This is a genomic window from Nocardia wallacei, assembly GCF_029868745.1.
GTDB lineage: Bacteria > Actinomycetota > Actinomycetes > Mycobacteriales > Mycobacteriaceae > Nocardia > Nocardia wallacei_B.
This window is the reverse complement of record NZ_JARWOP010000207.1, coordinates 16929-33663: the sequence shown is the minus strand read 5'-3', so window position 1 is coordinate 33663 and position 16735 is coordinate 16929. Positions and strand designations below refer to the sequence as shown.

Below are 16735 nucleotides of genomic sequence, written 5' to 3'. Positions count from 1 at the left end.
GAACCCATGTCCGCCGCGACCGTCAACAGCATCACCAAGGAGCAGCTGACCAACCAGTTCGAGGAGCTGGCCCAGCAGTATCCGGACGGCCCCCTGAAAGAGAACATGCGCGTCCAGTTCGAAGCCGCGATGCAGCGCATCCCCGACGGCGCCAACATCCCGTTCGCAACTGGCGGCCCGGCCGGACCGGCGAACAACAACCGCGGCGAGACCCTGCCCGGCGACCACGCAGCGGACATCTACCCGGACCCGTTCGACGACCAGGACGACGAGGAGCAGCCTGGCCAGCTGACCGTGCTGGAGGAAGCTGCCGCCCTCATCGACGGCGACCGCGAGACCCAGTACGGCAATCCGGCCGAGTCGTTCCGGCGGATCGCCGGCCTGTGGTCCGCCTACCTCGGCGTGCCTCTCGACCCGCGCGACGTCGCCAATCTCATGGTGCTGATGAAGGTCTCGCGCGCCAAACGCGGATTCCACCGCGACTCGTATGTCGACATCTGCGGCTACGCCGTTCTCGCCGAAAGGATTGCCCAGTGACCAGCGTCGCGATCAGCAAGCTCAAGCCGTACCCCGGCAACCCGCGCCGCGGTGACGTTGCCGCGATCAAGTCCAGCCTCGCGAAGAACGGCCAGTACCGCCCCATCGTCGTCCAGAAGTCCACCCAGTTCGTGCTGGCTGGCAATCACACCCTGCTCGGTGCGAAAGACCTCGGCTGGAAGGACATCGACGTGCACTACGTGGATGTCGACGACGAGCAGGCGAAGCGAATCGTCCTGGCCGACAACCGGACCGCCGACAAGGGTCACTACGACATCACGGCCCTGACCGACCTGTTGCAGGATCTCCCGGACCTCGAGGGCACCGGCTACTCGGACGCCGAGCTGGACCAGCTGCTCGACTCGATCGACACCGGTGTCGACGTGCCGGACGACGAGGAGGGTAAGCCCGGACTCGGCGACCCCGTCATCTCGTACAACCTGATCTTTGACGACGAGCAGCAGCAAGACGTCTGGTTCGAGTTCACGAAGTGGCTGAAGCGGACGTATTCGGACAAGGACACCGTCGCCGAGCGGCTGACCGAATACCTCCAGGCGACCGTGGGAGAGCGCGACTGATGCCGCGGGTGAAAGGCTTCATCGACGCCAACGTGTACGACGAGGCCAAGAAGCGGATGCACCGCGTCTACGACCTGTTCGACACGGTGCTGGTCGCATTCTCGGGAGGCAAGGACTCGCTCGCAGCACTGCACCTCGTGCACGAAGTGGCGACCGAGCGCGGCGACCACCAGCCGATCAAGGCCGTGTTCCGTGACGAGGAGCTGATCCCCGATCAGGTGATCGACTTCGTCAACCACTACCGGCAGCTCGATTGGATCGACCTGCGCTGGTACTGCGTGCCGCTGGAGTCGACGAAGTACATCCTCGGCCAGTCGACTCGCTACATCCAGTGGGATCCGAACCGCGAGCACATGCGGCCGATGCCCGAGTGGGCGCTGACCGCCGAAAAGCTCGGCCTGCCGCGGAATCTGGTGCTCGACCAGTACACCGCGGACACCGTCGTCTCTCGCGGCGAGAAGGGCAAGATCGCGATGGTCACCGGCGTCCGTGCGGCCGAGTCGATCATGCGTTTCAACGCGATGAAGGCGAAGCTCCACGACAACTACATCAACGCGACCCAGGACCCGCGCGTGATGACCGTGAAGCCCTTGTTCGACTGGCAAGAGAACGACGTCTTCCGGTACTTCTACGACCGCGAGATTCGGTACTGCCCGATCTACGACGCGCAGGTGTTGTCCGGGACCTCGCTGCGAGTATCGACGCCGCTGCACGCCGAGTCGGCGAAGACATTCGGCCGTCTCCGCTCGTACGCACCGACGTTCTACGAGCAGGTGATTCAGCTCGTGCCGGAAATGGCTGTACAGGAACGCTATTACGGCGAGCTGGACCGCCACGCCCTCATGCGCCGTTACGGAGGCTCGCTCGACGGCGTCCAGGCGTACATCGAGGAAAACATCACCGACGAGCGCCAGCGCGCCAAGGCCCTGAAGGTGCTGCGCGGCGTGCGGATCCGTGCGCGGCGCAGCCCCGAGGCATACCCGCCGGACCACGTTCTCAAGGCCGTCATGGCTGGCGCCTACAAGCGTGATATCACCCCACTGACCAAGGCTGACCAGAAGAAACGAGCCGCCAAGTGAGCAACACCGAGGGACTGCCCCAACTGACGCCGACACCCGCGGGCGAGGATCCGCTCAACCACATCCAGTGGGTACCGGCCGACACGCTCGATCCGAATGTGTGGAACCCCAACCGCGTCCACAAGCCGGAGCTGCGCCTGCTCGCGCGGTCGCTGCTGCACACCGGCTGGGTACAGCCGCTCCTGGTGAATCCGGATCGCATCATCATCGACGGATTCCACCGCTGGCGACTGTCGCAGGACTCGAAGGAAGTCCACGCCCGATGGAAGGGCCGCGTGCCGGTCGCGGTGCTCGACGTCGACAGGCCGGCGGCGATGCTCATGACGATCCGGATCAACCGAGCCAAGGGCTCGCACGCCGCCGTCGAGATGTCGGCCATCGTGCACGAACTGCTCGAAGTGCACCACATGGACCCGGAGCAGATCGCGCAGGAGATAGGCGGCACTCGCGCCGAGGTCGACCTACTGGCCCAGGACGGCGTGTTCACTGCCCGCAACATCAGCCAGTGGGCGTACTCGCAAGCCTGGTATCCGAAGGACGCCGCAGCATGAGCCGATACGACTCCGCCGAGCACCTGTACGACTGGCAGCGCAGCGGGCGGTACCCGAAGATCCACGACGACATCTACAACCTGATCAGGTCCGAAGTCGACCTGACCGACGGCGCCCTGCTCGACCTCGGCTCGTCGACCGGGCTGCTCGCGCGTCGGCTCGAGGGCACCGGATTCAACGTGACCGCCATCGAGGCCGATGCGAAGGCGATCGAAGCCGGGAAGGCCGCTGGCACCTACGGGCGCGGGTGCGCGGTCTGCCCCTGGACGCTCACCCCGGACGAGATGCCGAAACTGTTCGACTTCATCGACTCTCGACGGATCCGCATCGTGGTTGCGCGCCGGGTACTCCCGGAGCTGGACAACGCCGGAGTGACGCCCGCGATGCTGGGCGCGACGCTCGCGAATGCGGGTGTGCGACACCTGTTTTTGGAAGGTCGCGCACCTCGTCAGGGTGCGACGCACAGGCTACGATCGGTGACCGACGAAATTGCCGAACTCGAAAAGTGTTGGCAGACAGTCACTTTCGATGGCAAGCATCGCATCTATCTCACCGTGAAGGAGTAGCCGTCATGGCCATGTCCACGTACAACGGATTCCCCGGCGCATACCGCGAACGCGTCCAGATGGAGCTGAACCGGATGTGGGAGTCTGGCCTGTGGGATCCGCCGACCGAATGCGCGGTGTGCGCGCAGACCGACGGCGCGATACATGGCCATCTGGAGGACTACGCACAGCCGGAAACGTATGTGCCGCTGTGTATCACCTGCCACCTGATCCTGCACATGAGATTCCGGCAACCGGACCTCTGGGCGGAGTTCACAGCCTGGATCCGAGCCGGGTACCGGCCCAACCCGCAGACCCAGCGCGGCGGCTTCTACGCCATCAAGAAGCACTACCTGGTCGGTGCGTCGAATCGCTGGCCCGGCCGCGCCGCGAATCTTCCGCGCAGGGCCACCTACCTCGACGGGCTCGCGCCCGTGAAGTTCATCCATCCGAACGCGCCGGTCGAGCCGGTCGGCGCGCTGTTCTGAGGAGACGTCCGCTGTCCGCCGTGCCTGCTGAGCTGATCGACGCGCTCGTACGCGACCTGCGCCGCATACCGGAGCTGTTCGCACAGCTCGACGTCACGATCACCCGCACCGACATCACGCGTCCGCGCGGTGAGGGCACGCCGGGCAGCGGCCACGACCGGCCGTTGATCCTCAACGACTACGCCAGCGACCGACGCCACGACCTGCTGCGGACGCTGCGCTACGCCGCCGCGGTGGTTCCGTATGCGCCCCGTGCACTATCGCCGAAAGACGCCGCGCTGGACATTCTCGAGGATCTGCCGAGGGCAAGCCGCGGCCCCGGCGCTGAAAAGTGGGTCCGCGGTCTGCTAGGGGCGATCACAAAGGCGTGGGGTGCGGTCGACGCGCCGGCCTCGGTTGAGATCGCCGGTTACTGCGAGGGTTGCGGCACAACTGTGGCCGGTCCTTCGTATCTGAGGGTGCTGAAGTGCCGTCGGTGTGGGACTGAGCATCAGGCGCGTCTGTATCGCGAATGGATGCGTGAGGCAGCCGATGAGTACACGGGGACGGCTGCCGAGTTGGCGCGGTTGCTTCCGCATTTCGAGGGTGCGCCGGTGAAGGCGGCGACGATCCGGAAGTGGCATGAGCGCGGGAAACTGATCGGCTGTGTCGAGCAGCGCGGGACTACTTTCCGGGTGGGTGATGTGCTGGCGCTGCATCGCGCTCAGCGGGCGAAATTGCGGCCGGTGCCGCGGGCAGCTTGAGCAGCGGAGCCGAACACTGGTGCCTTTAGGTGCTCGCTGGCGGTTGCGAACCCTCTCGGAGTCCAAGAGCGGCATGAAACGCTGGCTGGTTCGCAGGGTAGTCGCCGCCTTCTTCTTGGATGACCCAAGTTCCAGTAACACGGCCCCCCTGCTCGACAATGGTTTCCAACGGATCGTTGTGCCAGCAGAACACGTATCCGTCGTCGTCCTCGAAAGTTGCAGCAGGCAGGTAGATTGAGCGTTCCAAGTTTTTTATGGGCAGATGTCGCGCTGCTACGTCGAGCACGTCGGAGCGCCATTCATCGCCCGCTGCAATCATGCGCGTTGGGGGCTGGAAGTTTACTTTCACATCAGGGTATGCCGCTTGATCCAGCCAGTCGATGATCCAGCCTCGGTCAAAGCGCAGGTCGTAGATTGGTCGATCATCACGGTTTCGGACATCCAGTCGCCAGATGAAACCGCTCTCGGTTGCAGCGGCCACAGTGAGGTGGATCCTTCGCGCCCTCCGTGCCGCGCGTTCCTTCTCTTCACGACGTTCGCGCTTCCTCTCCGAATCGTTTTCCAACGCAACCCAGAGGGCTACACTCACGGCGACAGCAGAAAGTATCGCACTCACCCACGTACCGACTGGCCCCCATTGGATGCCCCAATGAAGCTGCCGATTGAGGGCAGCTACTCCAAATCCGATGGCTATGACTGCCGGCGAAATAACTAGGGCCAGTGTGGCTTTCACAGGGCGAACGATATCGCAGGGCCGATGTTGGGTGGCGGCTTCTGGGGCGGAGGAAGCGGTCGTCCTGGATACGGAAGGTGCGGCCCAGGATGCTGACCAGATCCCCTGGACGCGTGCTCACCTTCGATTTCGCGCCAGATACGCACAATTCGCAGTTGCCCGCAGTTGTCCTGACTCCAAATCCGCGGTGTCGTGACTCCGCCGGTAGGCTGCTGCCGTTGGCGCATGACGTAGACACTGAGATCAAGTCCGCGCCTACATGATTCGAGAGCAGGTAGCCGCGACAGACGGCGCCCTCTCGCAGCGCCCGCGCTCCCACACCGGTAGAGCGCGGGCGCTTTTCTGCTGAAGGAGGTGCCCCGTGACCGAATGCCTGATCCGCCTGCTCGTCCTGCTGATCGAGACCGGCTCTGCCGCCCTCGCCTGAGCAAGGACCCGCGGCCCGGCGCGTAATCCGGGACAGTCGCGAATAGCTCAACTGGCAGAGCACCCGGCCGTTAACCGGGAGGTTCCAGGTTCGATCCCTGGTTCGCGAGCACCCACCCGCGCCGGTCACCGGTCGGGGTCTTTTCTTGCCCTCCTGCGCAGCCGCCCCCGCACACATCACACAGACCCGTTGGCGGACGAGGCGCCGCGCAGGAGGCGCAAGCCGGAAGCCCAGACGGCCACCGGCCCTACCCCGGTCGCCAGGAGCGCCGGAGCACCACGAGGAGGCACCGCGGTGCCAGGAAAGAGTAAGACCAGCGCAGAGTCCATCGAGCGCCGCAAGCGCATGGCCCAGGCATTGCAGCTGCGCGAGACCGGAGCGAACTTCCGGCAGATCGCGCAAGCGCTCGACATCTCCATCTCCACGGCGCACGAGTACGTAACCGAAGCGATGAAGGAGCTGACCAAGGAGCCCGCGGAATCGGTTCTCCAGCTCGAACTGTCGCGACTGGATGCGATGTTCCTCGGCGTCTGGAAGAAGGCGTCACGCGGCGATCTCCAGTCCATCGACCGCGCTCTGAAGATCATGGAGCGCCGCTCGAAGTTCGTCGGTCTCGACCACCTGGCCGCGCTCCGCATCCGTGGCGAGGGCCGCGAACTCTCGGCCGTCGACGCGTTCCACGCATCGTTGCTCGGCGAGAAGGCGGCAGACGAGGACGAGCAGTGAACGTCAACCCGCTTCGCGGAAAGGCGTTGCTCGCCTACCGATATGCCATCGCCGCGATCAACGTGCTCGAAGGCTCGGTGCGGTCCGGGAAGACCATTGGCTCACTGATGGATTGGGTCGAGTTCATCCGGACCGGCCCAGAGGGCAACCTGCTGATGGCTGGCCGCACCGAACGCACCCTGATCAACAACCTGCTGCTGCCGCTTCAGGAGATCTACGGCGCCGACCGCGTCGTGATCAACACCGGCGCCGGAACGGTCACGATCTGCGGTCGCATGGTGCTGCTGGTCGGCGCGAACAACGAGGCGGCCCGGACCAAGATCCAGGGCCTCACCCTTGCGGGCGCCTACGTCGACGAGGCGGCGACGCTGCCAGAGTCGTTCTGGAACATGCTGGTTTCGCGCATGTCGGTCCAGGGCGCGAAGATCTGGGCGACCTGCAACCCCGAGGGGCCGCAGCACTGGTTCCTGACGAAGTGGCTCCACCGGGCGAAGCTGTGGATCGACGGAGACGGCGTCTTCCACGACCGCCGCGACAAATTCCGCGACCTGCCGCCGGAAGATCCCGACCGGCCGCTGAACCTGCACCGGATCACGTTCACGCTCGACGACAACAGCCACAACCTTCCGCCGGACTACGTCGCCAACACCAAGGCGTCGTACACCGGCCTGTTCTACCAGCGGATGATCCTCGGCCGCTGGGCACTCGCCGACGGCATGATCTACGAGGCGTTCGACGCCAGTCGCCACGTCATCCCAGCGAGCGACGTCCCCGCCCTCTCCCGCGTGCTGGGGCTCGGCGTCGACTACGGGACCACGAACCCGACCGCCGGCCTTTTGCTCGGCCTGGGTGTCGACGGCCGCCTCTACGTCATCGACGAGTGGGCGCCCCAGCGAGGCACCGACGCCGAACTGTCGCAGTCGCTTACCGAGTGGCTGACCGACAACAAGCACGAGCCCGACTGGGTGTTCGTCGACCCGGCCGCGGCGAGCTTCAAGCTTCAGCTGTACCGGGACAGCAGAGCCCGCGTCGCCGACGCCGAGAACTCCGTCCTCGACGGAATCCGCACCGTCGCAGCACTTCTCTCGTCGGGGCAGCTGCTGATCACCGACCGCTGCACTCACCTGCTCGACGAGGTGCCCGGCTACGTCTGGGATCCGAAAGCCTCGGAGAAGGGCGAGGACAAGCCCGTCAAGTTCGCCGACCACTTCTGTGACGCACTTCGGTACGCCGTGGCGTCGTCGCAGTACGCGTGGTTCAACTCGCTCGCGATCCCTGTCGCGATCCCCGCCGCCAAGGAGGCAGCGTAGTCATGCCGTTGCCTGATGCGAATACGCCGTGGCCTCCCCGCCACCTCGCCCCCGCGTTCCAGATGTTCTCCACATGCCAGGTGTGGTGGGAGGGAGACGCCGAGAAGCTGTCAGCGACCCACGGCGAGCCCGCACGCTCAGGGTTCGTGGGCCTCAAGGACCGGATCAGGCGCCTGTTCTGGGGCACCAAACCGGATGTGTCGAACCAGATTCGGCAGATCCACATCCCGATCGCGGCCGATATCGTGCAGACCGCGGCATCGCTGCTGCTGCCCGATCCGGTGGCCTTCCGCGTCGCGGCCGATGACACCGACGCCAACGACAAGGCACGCGAACGCGTCGACATGATCCTCAACGCGCCGCAGATGCACTCGGCCATGCTCCAGGGCGCGGAGTCCGGCTCCGCCCTGGGTGGCGTCTATGCGCGCATCGTCTGGAACGCGTCGGTCAAGGACCACGCCTGGCTCGACTTCGTCGACGCCGATCAGGCTGTGCCCGAGTTCATCTACGGCGAGCTGTCGGCGGTGACCTTCTGGGAAGTCGTCGACCAGAACGAGGCCGAAGACAAGGTGCTGCGGCACCTGGAACGGCACGAGGCCGGGTACATCGAGTACTACAGCGACGGCACCGAGGAGCAGAAGTACGGCCGCATCTACCACGAGCTCTACGAGGGCACCGCGGTTTCGCTCGGCCGTCCGATCGACCTGGCGAAGCACCCCGAGACCGAGGGGATTCCGGTCAACGAGGAAGGCTACGTCGACACCGGCGTCATCGGCCTCACTGCCTTCTACTTCCCGAATGCGCTGCCCAATCCCATGTTCCGCGGCAAGGGCACACTGCGGCACTTCGGCCGCTCCGACATCGGCGACCCAGCAGTCATCGGCCTGATGGACCAGATCGACGAGACCTACTCGTCGCTGGCCCGTGACGTCCGGCTGGCCAAGGCGCGCCTGCTGGTATCCGAGCACCTGCTGGAAGTGAAGGGACCGGGCAAGGGCACGACCTTCAACGTCGAACAAGAGGTGTACGAGAAGGTCGGCGGCGTCCCCAACGGCAACCCCGTCATCGAGGCACACCAGTTCGCGATCCGCGTCGACGATCACCTCCGCACCGGCGAAGGCTTCCTGCGAGCGATCCTGCGTCGAGTCGGGTTCTCCCCGTACACATTCGGGCTCCCAGACGATTCCGGCGCCGCTATGACGGCCACCGAGGTCGACGCGAAGAAGGACGCCAGCACCGCGACGTTCAAGACCCGGTCCGGCATCTGGAAGGCCGTGCTCGCACGCGCCTCCCGCACGCTGATCGAGGTCGACGCCGCAGTGTTCGAGACCGGCGCGACGCTCGGCCAGGAACTCGAGGTGCACTGGCCGCCCGCTGCACGCGAGTCGATGCAGTCCAAGGGCCAGACCCTCCAGGCGCTCGAATCCGCCAAGGCGGTCTCGACCGAATGGAAGGTCCGCCACCTCAACCCCGAGTACGACGACACCGCGGTCGCCGAAGAGGTGGCCCGGATTTTCGACGAAGGCGCCGTCGCCGACCCGCTCTCGCTCGGCGCCGATCAGCCGTTCCCGGAGGCGGATTCGGCCGCGGACGAGGAGCCGGTCGACGACACCGGCGACGAGCAACCAGCAGACGACAACGAGAACGACGGCGAGGAGCTGCCGTTCGCTGCATAACGGAAGGCGGGCATCGTCATGGCGTACGAGCCCGCCAACGTTGCAGGGTTGCAGGACGCGGTCGCGCAGATCTACGCCGACGCAGAGGTGCAGCTACTCGCCCGCGTCGCCGCGTCGATCGAGAAGGGCATCGACACCCCGCAGTGGGTGAGTGTCCAGCTCGCCGAGATCAGTCGACTGTCGAAGGAAGCGCGCGGATTCCTGCTCGCTCTGGATCCGGTTGTCGCGCAGCAGATCGAGCAAGCCCTGATCCAGGCACACGCGACCGGCGTCGCCGCAGCCGACGGAGATATCCCCGGACCGCCGTCGACCACGCCGGTCGTCTCGCAGGAAGCGGTGGCCGCGCTCGCAGCTGAAGCGACATCGGCTGTCGTCGGCACCCACTCGCAGATCCTCCGGTCCACCGTCGACGGATACCGCGAGGTCGTCACCGAGGCGGCCGGTCGCGTCGTGACCGGCGTCGCGACACGGCGCGAAGCCACACAGGCCGCGCTCGACCGATTCGCGGCTCAAGGGCTGACCTCGTTCCGAGACAAGGCCGGCCGGAAGTGGCGGATCGACACCTACGCCGAGATGGCCGTCCGCACAGCCAGTCTGCGCGCGATGAAGCAGGGCCACACAGACCGGCTGCTCCAGCGCGGATACGACCTCGTCGTCATCTCGTCGCACACGAATCCGGCGCCGCAGTGCCGCCCGTTCGAAGGCAAAATCGTCTCGCTCACCGGCCGCACTCCGGCCGGAAAGACTGAGGCTGTCTCGCCGCTGACCGGCGCGAGCGTGACGGCGACCGTGTTCGCGTCGATGTCCGAGGCCGAGGCCCGAGGGCTCCACCACCCCAACTGCAAGCACACGCACACGTTGTGGGTGCCCGGCGCACCTCGCCCGAAGGTCGAAGCGTCCGACCTGCAGGGCTACGCCGACGAGCAGAAGCTCCGCCGTCTCGAACGGCAAGTCCGCGAGGCCAAGCGGCAACAAGCCGCCGCGATCACCCCCGCCGCGAAAAAGGCTGCCGGACGCAAGGTCCGCGAGCGTCAGGCGGCGATCCGCGACCATGTCGCGAGGACCGGCGTCCCGCGTCGCAACGCCCGCGAACAGCTACGCGTCGGTGACGCAGGCAACGCGACACAGCCCGCCAAGCTGACGCGGACCCCGCCGCCCGAGCCGACATCGGCCGTCGCACCCGCCAAGCCGACGCGACACGCACGCGAGTTCAAGCACCTCAACGACGAGGAGCTGACGTCGCGGATCGAGCAGGCCGTTGAAGACCTCGATATGGACCTGCTCGACCGGCTCGAAGCGGAGGACCAACACCGCCGAAAGCTCACCGCCCAGCGCGCCGAACGGTGGGCAGGGTACGAGCGTGAGTACGACCGTTTGGTCGCTGAGGGCGTAGACCATGAGGGAGCCGTCGAGAAGGCGTACGGCGTCTCCGTGAAAACGCAGCGCTCGCAGGCGGCTATCGCGATGCTGCGAGGCCAGGGCTACGAGGGCAACTCGTTCAACGACCTGGCCCGGCACGCCTTCAAGGATCACGCGTACCAGCATTGGCTCACCGCGGAGGATGCGACGAACGGCTACATGCTCTCGCGGGCCGGACAAGCGGCCGGAGTCGATCCGCGCTCGCTGTGGTTCGGCAACGCCAAAACCGCCGAGAAGTACGCCTCGGAGGAACTACGCGCCTACTGGGACAAGCACGGCCGACCGACTCTCGACGAGTTCAAGGCCGACCTCCTGGATCCGGCAGCGGCGGACAAGATGCGCAGCGCGAGAGGAGATTTCCTCAGATGAGCGGTCGAGACTTCCTCCGTGCCTACCAAGCGGGCCTTGCCGCAGCCGACAAGGTCGACGCCGTCAACCCGTACGCCCCTGCGGCGCCCGGCAGCAAGAACGAACGGCTCGCTCAGCTCTGGCTGCGCGGCCGATTGAAGAAGGCGCTCGACGTCCCCGACGACGAAACCGCCTGATCCTCACTCGAACTCGCGACACCCCGGCCCGCCGGGACCTCGTCGCGCGCCCACCGGGAGTGGGCAATCACCGAACACCCCAGGAGGGTTCATGTCCATCGTCCTGCCCACCCACCCCGTGACCGGCCTGCGCGCTCTCGGCATCGTCGGAGGCAATCCCGTGTGGCCGATCCTCGGCGGAGACGGGACCGGCGACGGCAACACCGGCGACGCGCCGCCCGCCGCCGCCGACACGCAGGACACCGGCGCCGAGGACTCTGACGCGACGGAGGATGCCGACAACAGCGCGGCCGACACCGGCGCACCCGAGGCCGGCGCCGACTCCGCAGACGGCGACCAGGCTCCGAAAGGCAGCCAGGCCGAAGACCCGAAGCTGCGCGCCGCACGGAACGACGCCGCTCACCACCGCACTCGCGCCAAGAAGGCCGAGACGGATCTGGACGCGTTCAAGCAGCAGGTCGGCAAGCTGTTCGGATTCGTCTCCGATGACGACGCCACCGACCCGAGAAAGCTGACAGGCCAACTGGAGTCCGCCGTCAAGGACGCCAACGAAGCTCGCGTCGAGCTGGCCGTCTACCGCAGTGCCGGTAAGGACGTCGACGCTGACGCGCTGCTCGACTCGCGCTCCTTCGCCGCGGCCATCGCCAAGCTCGACCCCGCCGCCGACGACTTCGCCGACCAGGTGTCCGCGGAGATCACCAAGGCCGTCGACAAGAACCCGGCCAAGTTCCGCATCACCCCAGCCAACGAGCCCCCGAAGCCGCCGAAGCGGTCGGGCGCCGACACCGGCTCAGGCAAGGGCGAGAACTCCGGGCAGCTCACCTACGCGCAGTACCAGGCACTTCCGGTGCAGGAGCGCGTGAAGGCAGTCAAGGAAGGGCCGAGCCAACAAGATCCTCGGCCGCAAGTAACCCCCTCTCTCTCTGCCGCACACCACCATTCAAGGAGTGGCCGCATGGCTATCAACTTCATCCCCGAATTCTGGTCCGACGTCGTCCAGCTGCCGTTCGAGTCCGATCTGGTCTTCGGTCAGCCGAAGGTCGCGAACCGCAAGTACGAGGGCCAGATCCGCCAGAAGGGCGACACCGTCCACGTGTCGACCATCGGCGATCCGACCGTCAAGACCTACGACAAGACCACCGACCTCGAGGTCGAGGATCTGTCGGACGACGAGACCGCGATGGTCATCGACCAGGGCGACTACTTCGCCTTCCGCGTCAACGACATCGACGAGCTTCAGGCCGCGGAGAACTTCGAGGACCCGGCCACCGCCCGCGCGGGCTACAAGCTGCAGAACAAGGTCGACCTGTTCCTGTACAAGCTGCTGACGGCTGGCGTGCAGTCCGGCAACCAGCTGGGCCGCGTCACCGTGTGCGACGCCGAGCCGGAGAAGGCGACCGTCGGTCAGCTGTCGATGTACCGCGTCGCGGTGCAGCTGCGCGAGAGGCTGGATCGGGCGTCGATCCCCAAGGTCGGCCGGTATATCGCCGTCCCGCCGGAGCTGCTGTCGCCGCTACTGCTCGACGAGCGCTTCATCTCGGCGGACAAGCTGGGCGCGACCCCCAACACCCCGCTGCTGAACGGCACCGTGGGCCGGATGGCCGGTTTCGACATCCTCGAGTCGAACAACATCGCCAAGGTCGGTGGCTCGGGCGCGAACAAGGACGACTACGTGGTCGTCGCTGGCATCTCCGAGGCGCTGAGCTTCGCGAACCAGATCAACAATGTCGAGACGATCCGCGATCAGAAGCGGTTCGCCGACATCGTTCGCGGTCTGAACATCTACGGCGGCAAGGTGTTCCGCCCCGAGGGACTGGCCTCCGCGTCGGTGCTGCTGGCGCCCCCGGCCGCGACCGCGCCCTGATCTGACGATCACCCCGTGAACCTGACCGGCCGGTCCAGCATCGGCCGGTCAGGCACGCCCGCACCTGAGAGGGCTCCGTGCTCACCTACGCCACACCCGACCAGCTCGCCGAGCACGTCACCGCGGCGCAGCTCGACAAGCTCGCCGAAAGCGACGACGTGCGCTATCTCCAGGCCGCGTCGCAGATCGTCCGGAACGCCACCAAGAACGACCTGTACGACGCCAGTCCGGCCGGTGTCCCCACCGATCCTGTTCTCGCCGCAGCGCTCACGGACGCGACATGCATTCAGGTTCGCGAGTGGATCGAGAACGACGTGGTACCGCTGTCTGGTCCCGCCGGCCTCGCACCGACCGTCGCGTCCGCGTCGACCAACGGCTCATCGGTCAGTTACAACGGCGCTGAGCAGGCCGCCGCCCGCGCGCGGCTGCTGACCGAACTCACGGACGCCGGATATCTGGTCCTGCGCAACGCTGGGCTGGCCTCGTCGATGGTGGCCCGGCGATGACCAGCGACCCCCTCGCGGTCTTCTGGCGCCACATGCCGCTGGTGCGCCGCTACTCCGGCAGTGGCGCCGCTGGCTCGGTATTCGATCAGCCCATCGCCGAGCGCGGCAACGTGGCGGTCAAGAACCAGATGGTGCGCGACTCGAGCGGCGACGAGGTCGTTGCCTCCGCGTCGATCTCATTCCCCCCGAGCGTCGCCGCGATCCCGCCTGGATCAGAGGTGACGCTCCCCAGCGAATTCGGTGGGCGCACCACGAAAGTCGTCGCCGTCTCCGCCTCCGCTGCCGGGCCACCGTTTCCCGACACGCAAGTGATCTACCTCGAATAGGAGGCTGCGATGGCACTGACGTTCCGCTGGAACGGCGACGACATCGCCGCAGCGGCCCGCGACGCCGCCGAGGACGGTCTGTTCCAGGCAGGCGAGGTGCTGCTGTCGCAGTCCAATGCGATCGTCCCACTCGACGAGGGACCGCTGATGAACTCCGGTACCGCTGAGGTGCGCGACGGCAAGGCCCGCGTCGGCTACAACACGCCCTACGCGTACCGCCAGCACGAGGACCTGACCGCTCACCACCCGAACGGCCGACAGGCGAAGTACCTGGAGAAGCCGCTCAACCAGTTCGGTGCCGCCCTGGAGCGCATCGTCGGCGCCGCGATCAGCAAGCGGATGGGCAAATGAGCACCGACACAGGGACATTCGTCGACTCGCTCGCCCGCTACCTCGACAGCGCAGGGCTCGTGCGGTACCAGCCCGTTGGCGCATATTCGGCGGGCACCGTACCGGCGGTCTTCCTTAACCTGCTGCCCGCGCAGCCGGACGCCGCGCTGGCGATCACCGTCTACGACGAGGTGTTCGACCGCGACGACCACAATCCGGACCTGTACGTCCAACTTCGTTGGCGCACAGCCGGAACCGACCCGCGCACCACCGACGACGCAGCAGACGCAGCCAACCGTCTCGTGCACGATCAGGCGCATTTCATCCTGCCCGGTGCAGTGCGGGTCATGTTGTGCCGCAGGAAGGTCCGCGGGCTCACCACGCCCGATTCGAATGGCCGCTACGAGCGCGCCGACTCCTACGTCTTCACCCTCAACCCAGGAGGCACTTCGTGACCACTCCGCTCCAGGCCCCCAACTCCGCTGGCATGGCGACCGCACTCGCTCGCGACTACGCCGTACAGATCGACATCAACTACGGCACCGCTCAGGCCGGCACCCCGCAGTGGGTGTTCATCATGGGCCTGAACAAGGTCAATCCGACCAACGACATCACCTTCCAGGACAACGGGGATATCCACTCCGGCGGCCGGAAGTCGCAGATCGCCACCGCGATCGGCGAGAACTTGGAACTCGGCGGACTGCGCAAGGGCAACCGCACCCCCGGCTACATTCCGGATCCGGGTCAGGAGAAGCTGCGGTCGCACGGCGAGGAGATCGGCGACGCCAACACGGCGCACCTGCGGTACTGGCGGACCGATGACATCGGCGAGGCCAAGGAAGGCTACTTCGCCGTCAACTGGGTCAGCGCGGCCGACGACAAGGAAGGTCTGCTGTCGTTCACCGCGACCTGCACCGGCCAGGGCCAGCACAAGCGGATCAGCAAGCCGCTCGCCGAAATCGTGAAGACGTTCACGCTGCCCGCTGGTACCACCGGCGGCACCTGGACGGTCACCGTCGACGGCGAGACCACTACGGGCATCGCCAACAACACGACCGCTGCGGCGTTCAAGAGTGCACTCGAGGCGCTGCCCACCGTCGGCACCGGCAACGCGACCGTGACCGGTACCGCTGCGACCGGCTACACGGTCACCTTCGCCGTGACCGTCACCGCGGTCACCGCTTCCGGCTCGGGCCTGACCCCGAGCGGCACCGTCAACGTCGAGTGATCGGAAGGCCCGAACCGTGCAGGACTTGACCGAGTTCCTGGATCCCGATCTGTACCTGCCTGTTCGCGGCCGACGAATCCGCATCGCATCCCCGTCCGCTTGGGACGGGCTGCGGCTGCGGAAGATCATGGCCGATCTCGGCGCGCTCACACCCGAGATGGAGCGCGCCGAGATCCGGCGAATCCTCGGCGCCGCGTGGGACCAGCTCGATGCACTCGGCGCCGACGAGACCGCGATAGCGCTCGTCGGCCGGACCGCGCTGCTGCACTACGGCAAAGGCCCGGACGTCGCTGCCGCGTACTGGAACGGCGAACTCGACACCGACCAGCCGCCCGCGGGGGAGCAGACCGACCCATCCGCACCCGGCCATCTGGGCCCAGATGATCCCGGCGGCGGCCCGATCGACCCGGTCACTGGGCTGCGCCGCTGGTTCAACCCGCCCGAGCTGGCACCGGAGAACGCCGCCACGCCCACAATGCCGTGGCGCGACGTCTTCGCGTGCTGGACGCAGATCGAGCTGGACATGCACTCCGTGTTCGGCGTCGACCTCAATTCCGGTGTGCTGCACGAACGCCCGTGGCGATGGCTCGAGATGCGGATCCGCGACCTCGCCGTCATGCCGGGCACCCGCCTCCACCGGGCCATCTTCACTCCCACCCCGTAAGGACTGCCCTATGGCCGCGCTGCGCGACCTGACCGAGTTCTACGACCCTGACCTCTCACTGCCGATCGGCGGCGTCGTCTACAAGATCAAGTGCCCCGGCATCAACGAAGCCGACCGGCTCCGCACGCTGATTATCGACCAAACACTCACCGCAGCAGCCGAATACGACGAGATCGTGAAGATCCTCGGCCCGGCGCGCGAGGAGATGGCACGCAACGACGTGCCCGACACGATGGCCATGCACGCGGGCCGGACCGCGCTCCTGCACTTCGGCGGCAGCCCCGACTTGGGCCGCGCCAATTGGCAATTCGCACAGCTCGCCGACTTCGTCGACCTCCAGGCGCTACTCGACGCCGGAAACGAGACCGAAGGCGACTAACCCCCTGAACGGAGGCGTACATGTCGACCAAGGTCGGTGAGATCTACGCCGAACTCTCCCTGGACGATTCCCGATTCCAGC

General features: G+C 66.4%; 21 protein-coding genes and 1 tRNA gene. 21 read left to right on the top strand and 1 reads right to left on the bottom strand.

The window, feature by feature from the left end; all coding sequences use genetic code 11:
• Nucleotides 1–6: 6 nt before the first annotated feature.
• The 7 genes from QH470_RS17240 to QH470_RS17210 are packed head-to-tail and all read left to right on the top strand — an operon-like array spanning nt 7 to nt 4521.
• Nucleotides 7–537, top strand: a complete 531-nt coding sequence (locus tag QH470_RS17240) for a DUF6378 domain-containing protein (protein WP_280273392.1) — start codon at nt 7–9, stop codon at nt 535–537.
• Nucleotides 534–1115, top strand: a complete 582-nt coding sequence (locus tag QH470_RS17235) for a ParB N-terminal domain-containing protein (RefSeq protein ID WP_280273391.1) — start codon at nt 534–536, stop codon at nt 1113–1115. The genes QH470_RS17240 and QH470_RS17235 overlap by 4 nt, the downstream gene beginning before the upstream one ends.
• The gene (locus QH470_RS17230; RefSeq protein ID WP_280273390.1) at nt 1115–2194 is read left to right on the top strand and encodes a phosphoadenosine phosphosulfate reductase domain-containing protein; all 1080 of its coding nucleotides are present in this window, start codon (nt 1115–1117) and stop codon (nt 2192–2194) included. Before QH470_RS17235 ends, QH470_RS17230 begins: the two co-directional genes overlap by 1 nt.
• A complete protein-coding gene (locus QH470_RS17225; RefSeq protein WP_280273389.1) occupies nt 2191–2745 on the top strand; it encodes a ParB N-terminal domain-containing protein in 555 nt (184 codons plus the stop codon). The genes QH470_RS17230 and QH470_RS17225 overlap by 4 nt, the downstream gene beginning before the upstream one ends.
• Complete coding sequence (locus QH470_RS17220) at nt 2742–3311, top strand: class I SAM-dependent methyltransferase (protein WP_280273388.1); 570 nt, start codon at nt 2742–2744, stop codon at nt 3309–3311. Before QH470_RS17225 ends, QH470_RS17220 begins: the two co-directional genes overlap by 4 nt.
• Before the next feature lie 5 nt (nt 3312–3316).
• Nucleotides 3317–3778: a hypothetical protein gene (locus tag QH470_RS17215; RefSeq protein WP_280273387.1), complete on the top strand. Its 462-nt coding sequence runs from the start codon at nt 3317–3319 to the stop codon at nt 3776–3778.
• A 20-nt stretch (nt 3779–3798) separates the two neighbouring features.
• Nucleotides 3799–4521 carry a hypothetical protein gene (locus QH470_RS17210; RefSeq protein WP_280273386.1) on the top strand — a complete coding sequence of 241 codons (723 nt, stop codon included), beginning with the start codon at nt 3799–3801 and terminating at the stop codon, nt 4519–4521.
• A gap of 25 nt (nt 4522–4546) precedes the next feature.
• Here QH470_RS17210 and QH470_RS17205 read toward each other — a convergent pair whose 3' ends face one another.
• Nucleotides 4547–5002 (bottom strand): hypothetical protein, encoded by a 456-nt coding sequence (locus QH470_RS17205; protein ID WP_280273385.1) that lies wholly within the window; start codon nt 5000–5002, stop codon nt 4547–4549.
• Nucleotides 5003–5717: 715 nt separating this feature from the next.
• Between QH470_RS17205 and QH470_RS17200 the strand changes: the two genes are divergently transcribed.
• The 14 genes from QH470_RS17200 (at nt 5718) to QH470_RS17135 (ending at nt 16654) form a co-directional block, all read left to right on the top strand.
• Nucleotides 5718–5790, top strand: a tRNA-Asn gene (locus tag QH470_RS17200).
• A gap of 185 nt (nt 5791–5975) precedes the next feature.
• A complete protein-coding gene (locus QH470_RS17195; protein WP_280273384.1) occupies nt 5976–6407 on the top strand; it encodes a hypothetical protein in 432 nt (143 codons plus the stop codon).
• Nucleotides 6404–7717, top strand: a complete 1314-nt coding sequence (locus QH470_RS17190; protein ID WP_280273383.1) for a PBSX family phage terminase large subunit — start codon at nt 6404–6406, stop codon at nt 7715–7717. The genes QH470_RS17195 and QH470_RS17190 overlap by 4 nt, the downstream gene beginning before the upstream one ends.
• A gap of 2 nt (nt 7718–7719) precedes the next feature.
• Nucleotides 7720–9393 (top strand): phage portal protein, encoded by a 1674-nt coding sequence (locus QH470_RS17185; protein ID WP_280273382.1) that lies wholly within the window; start codon nt 7720–7722, stop codon nt 9391–9393.
• An 18-nt stretch (nt 9394–9411) separates the two neighbouring features.
• Complete coding sequence (locus QH470_RS17180; RefSeq protein ID WP_280273381.1) at nt 9412–11181, top strand: phage minor capsid protein; 1770 nt, start codon at nt 9412–9414, stop codon at nt 11179–11181.
• Nucleotides 11178–11357, top strand: a complete 180-nt coding sequence (locus QH470_RS17175; protein ID WP_280273380.1) for a hypothetical protein — start codon at nt 11178–11180, stop codon at nt 11355–11357. The genes QH470_RS17180 and QH470_RS17175 overlap by 4 nt, the downstream gene beginning before the upstream one ends.
• Before the next feature lie 91 nt (nt 11358–11448).
• On the top strand, nt 11449–13221 hold the full coding sequence (locus tag QH470_RS17170; protein ID WP_280273379.1) for a P22 phage major capsid protein family protein: 1773 nt from the start codon (nt 11449–11451) through the stop codon (nt 13219–13221).
• A gap of 77 nt (nt 13222–13298) precedes the next feature.
• Nucleotides 13299–13727: a hypothetical protein gene (locus QH470_RS17165; protein ID WP_280273378.1), complete on the top strand. Its 429-nt coding sequence runs from the start codon at nt 13299–13301 to the stop codon at nt 13725–13727.
• Nucleotides 13724–14053, top strand: coding sequence for a hypothetical protein (locus QH470_RS17160; RefSeq protein WP_280273377.1), 330 nt, complete (start codon nt 13724–13726; stop codon nt 14051–14053). Before QH470_RS17165 ends, QH470_RS17160 begins: the two co-directional genes overlap by 4 nt.
• Before the next feature lie 9 nt (nt 14054–14062).
• Nucleotides 14063–14404: a hypothetical protein gene (locus QH470_RS17155; RefSeq protein ID WP_280273376.1), complete on the top strand. Its 342-nt coding sequence runs from the start codon at nt 14063–14065 to the stop codon at nt 14402–14404.
• On the top strand, nt 14401–14838 hold the full coding sequence (locus tag QH470_RS17150; RefSeq protein ID WP_280273375.1) for a minor capsid protein: 438 nt from the start codon (nt 14401–14403) through the stop codon (nt 14836–14838). Before QH470_RS17155 ends, QH470_RS17150 begins: the two co-directional genes overlap by 4 nt.
• Nucleotides 14835–15611: a phage tail tube protein gene (locus tag QH470_RS17145; RefSeq protein WP_280273374.1), complete on the top strand. Its 777-nt coding sequence runs from the start codon at nt 14835–14837 to the stop codon at nt 15609–15611. Before QH470_RS17150 ends, QH470_RS17145 begins: the two co-directional genes overlap by 4 nt.
• Before the next feature lie 25 nt (nt 15612–15636).
• Nucleotides 15637–16275 carry a DUF7426 family protein gene (locus QH470_RS17140; RefSeq protein WP_280273373.1) on the top strand — a complete coding sequence of 213 codons (639 nt, stop codon included), beginning with the start codon at nt 15637–15639 and terminating at the stop codon, nt 16273–16275.
• Between the two features lie 10 nt (nt 16276–16285).
• Nucleotides 16286–16654 carry a DUF7426 family protein gene (locus QH470_RS17135; protein ID WP_280273372.1) on the top strand — a complete coding sequence of 123 codons (369 nt, stop codon included), beginning with the start codon at nt 16286–16288 and terminating at the stop codon, nt 16652–16654.
• Nucleotides 16655–16735 lie beyond the last annotated feature (81 nt).

Coding starts and splice junctions, on each gene's coding strand:
- QH470_RS17240 (WP_280273392.1), top strand. CDS start 7: ATGTCCGCCGCGACCGTCAACAGCATCACCAAGGAGCAGCTGACCAAC.
- QH470_RS17215 (WP_280273387.1), top strand. CDS start 3,317: ATGGCCATGTCCACGTACAACGGATTCCCCGGCGCATACCGCGAACGC.
- QH470_RS17155 (WP_280273376.1), top strand. CDS start 14,063: ATGGCACTGACGTTCCGCTGGAACGGCGACGACATCGCCGCAGCGGCC.
- QH470_RS17180 (WP_280273381.1), top strand. CDS start 9,412: ATGGCGTACGAGCCCGCCAACGTTGCAGGGTTGCAGGACGCGGTCGCG.
- QH470_RS17170 (WP_280273379.1), top strand. CDS start 11,449: ATGTCCATCGTCCTGCCCACCCACCCCGTGACCGGCCTGCGCGCTCTC.
- QH470_RS17230 (WP_280273390.1), top strand. CDS start 1,115: ATGCCGCGGGTGAAAGGCTTCATCGACGCCAACGTGTACGACGAGGCC.
- QH470_RS17160 (WP_280273377.1), top strand. CDS start 13,724: ATGACCAGCGACCCCCTCGCGGTCTTCTGGCGCCACATGCCGCTGGTG.
- QH470_RS17135 (WP_280273372.1), top strand. CDS start 16,286: ATGGCCGCGCTGCGCGACCTGACCGAGTTCTACGACCCTGACCTCTCA.
- QH470_RS17150 (WP_280273375.1), top strand. CDS start 14,401: ATGAGCACCGACACAGGGACATTCGTCGACTCGCTCGCCCGCTACCTC.
- QH470_RS17175 (WP_280273380.1), top strand. CDS start 11,178: ATGAGCGGTCGAGACTTCCTCCGTGCCTACCAAGCGGGCCTTGCCGCA.
- QH470_RS17185 (WP_280273382.1), top strand. CDS start 7,720: ATGCCGTTGCCTGATGCGAATACGCCGTGGCCTCCCCGCCACCTCGCC.
- QH470_RS17220 (WP_280273388.1), top strand. CDS start 2,742: ATGAGCCGATACGACTCCGCCGAGCACCTGTACGACTGGCAGCGCAGC.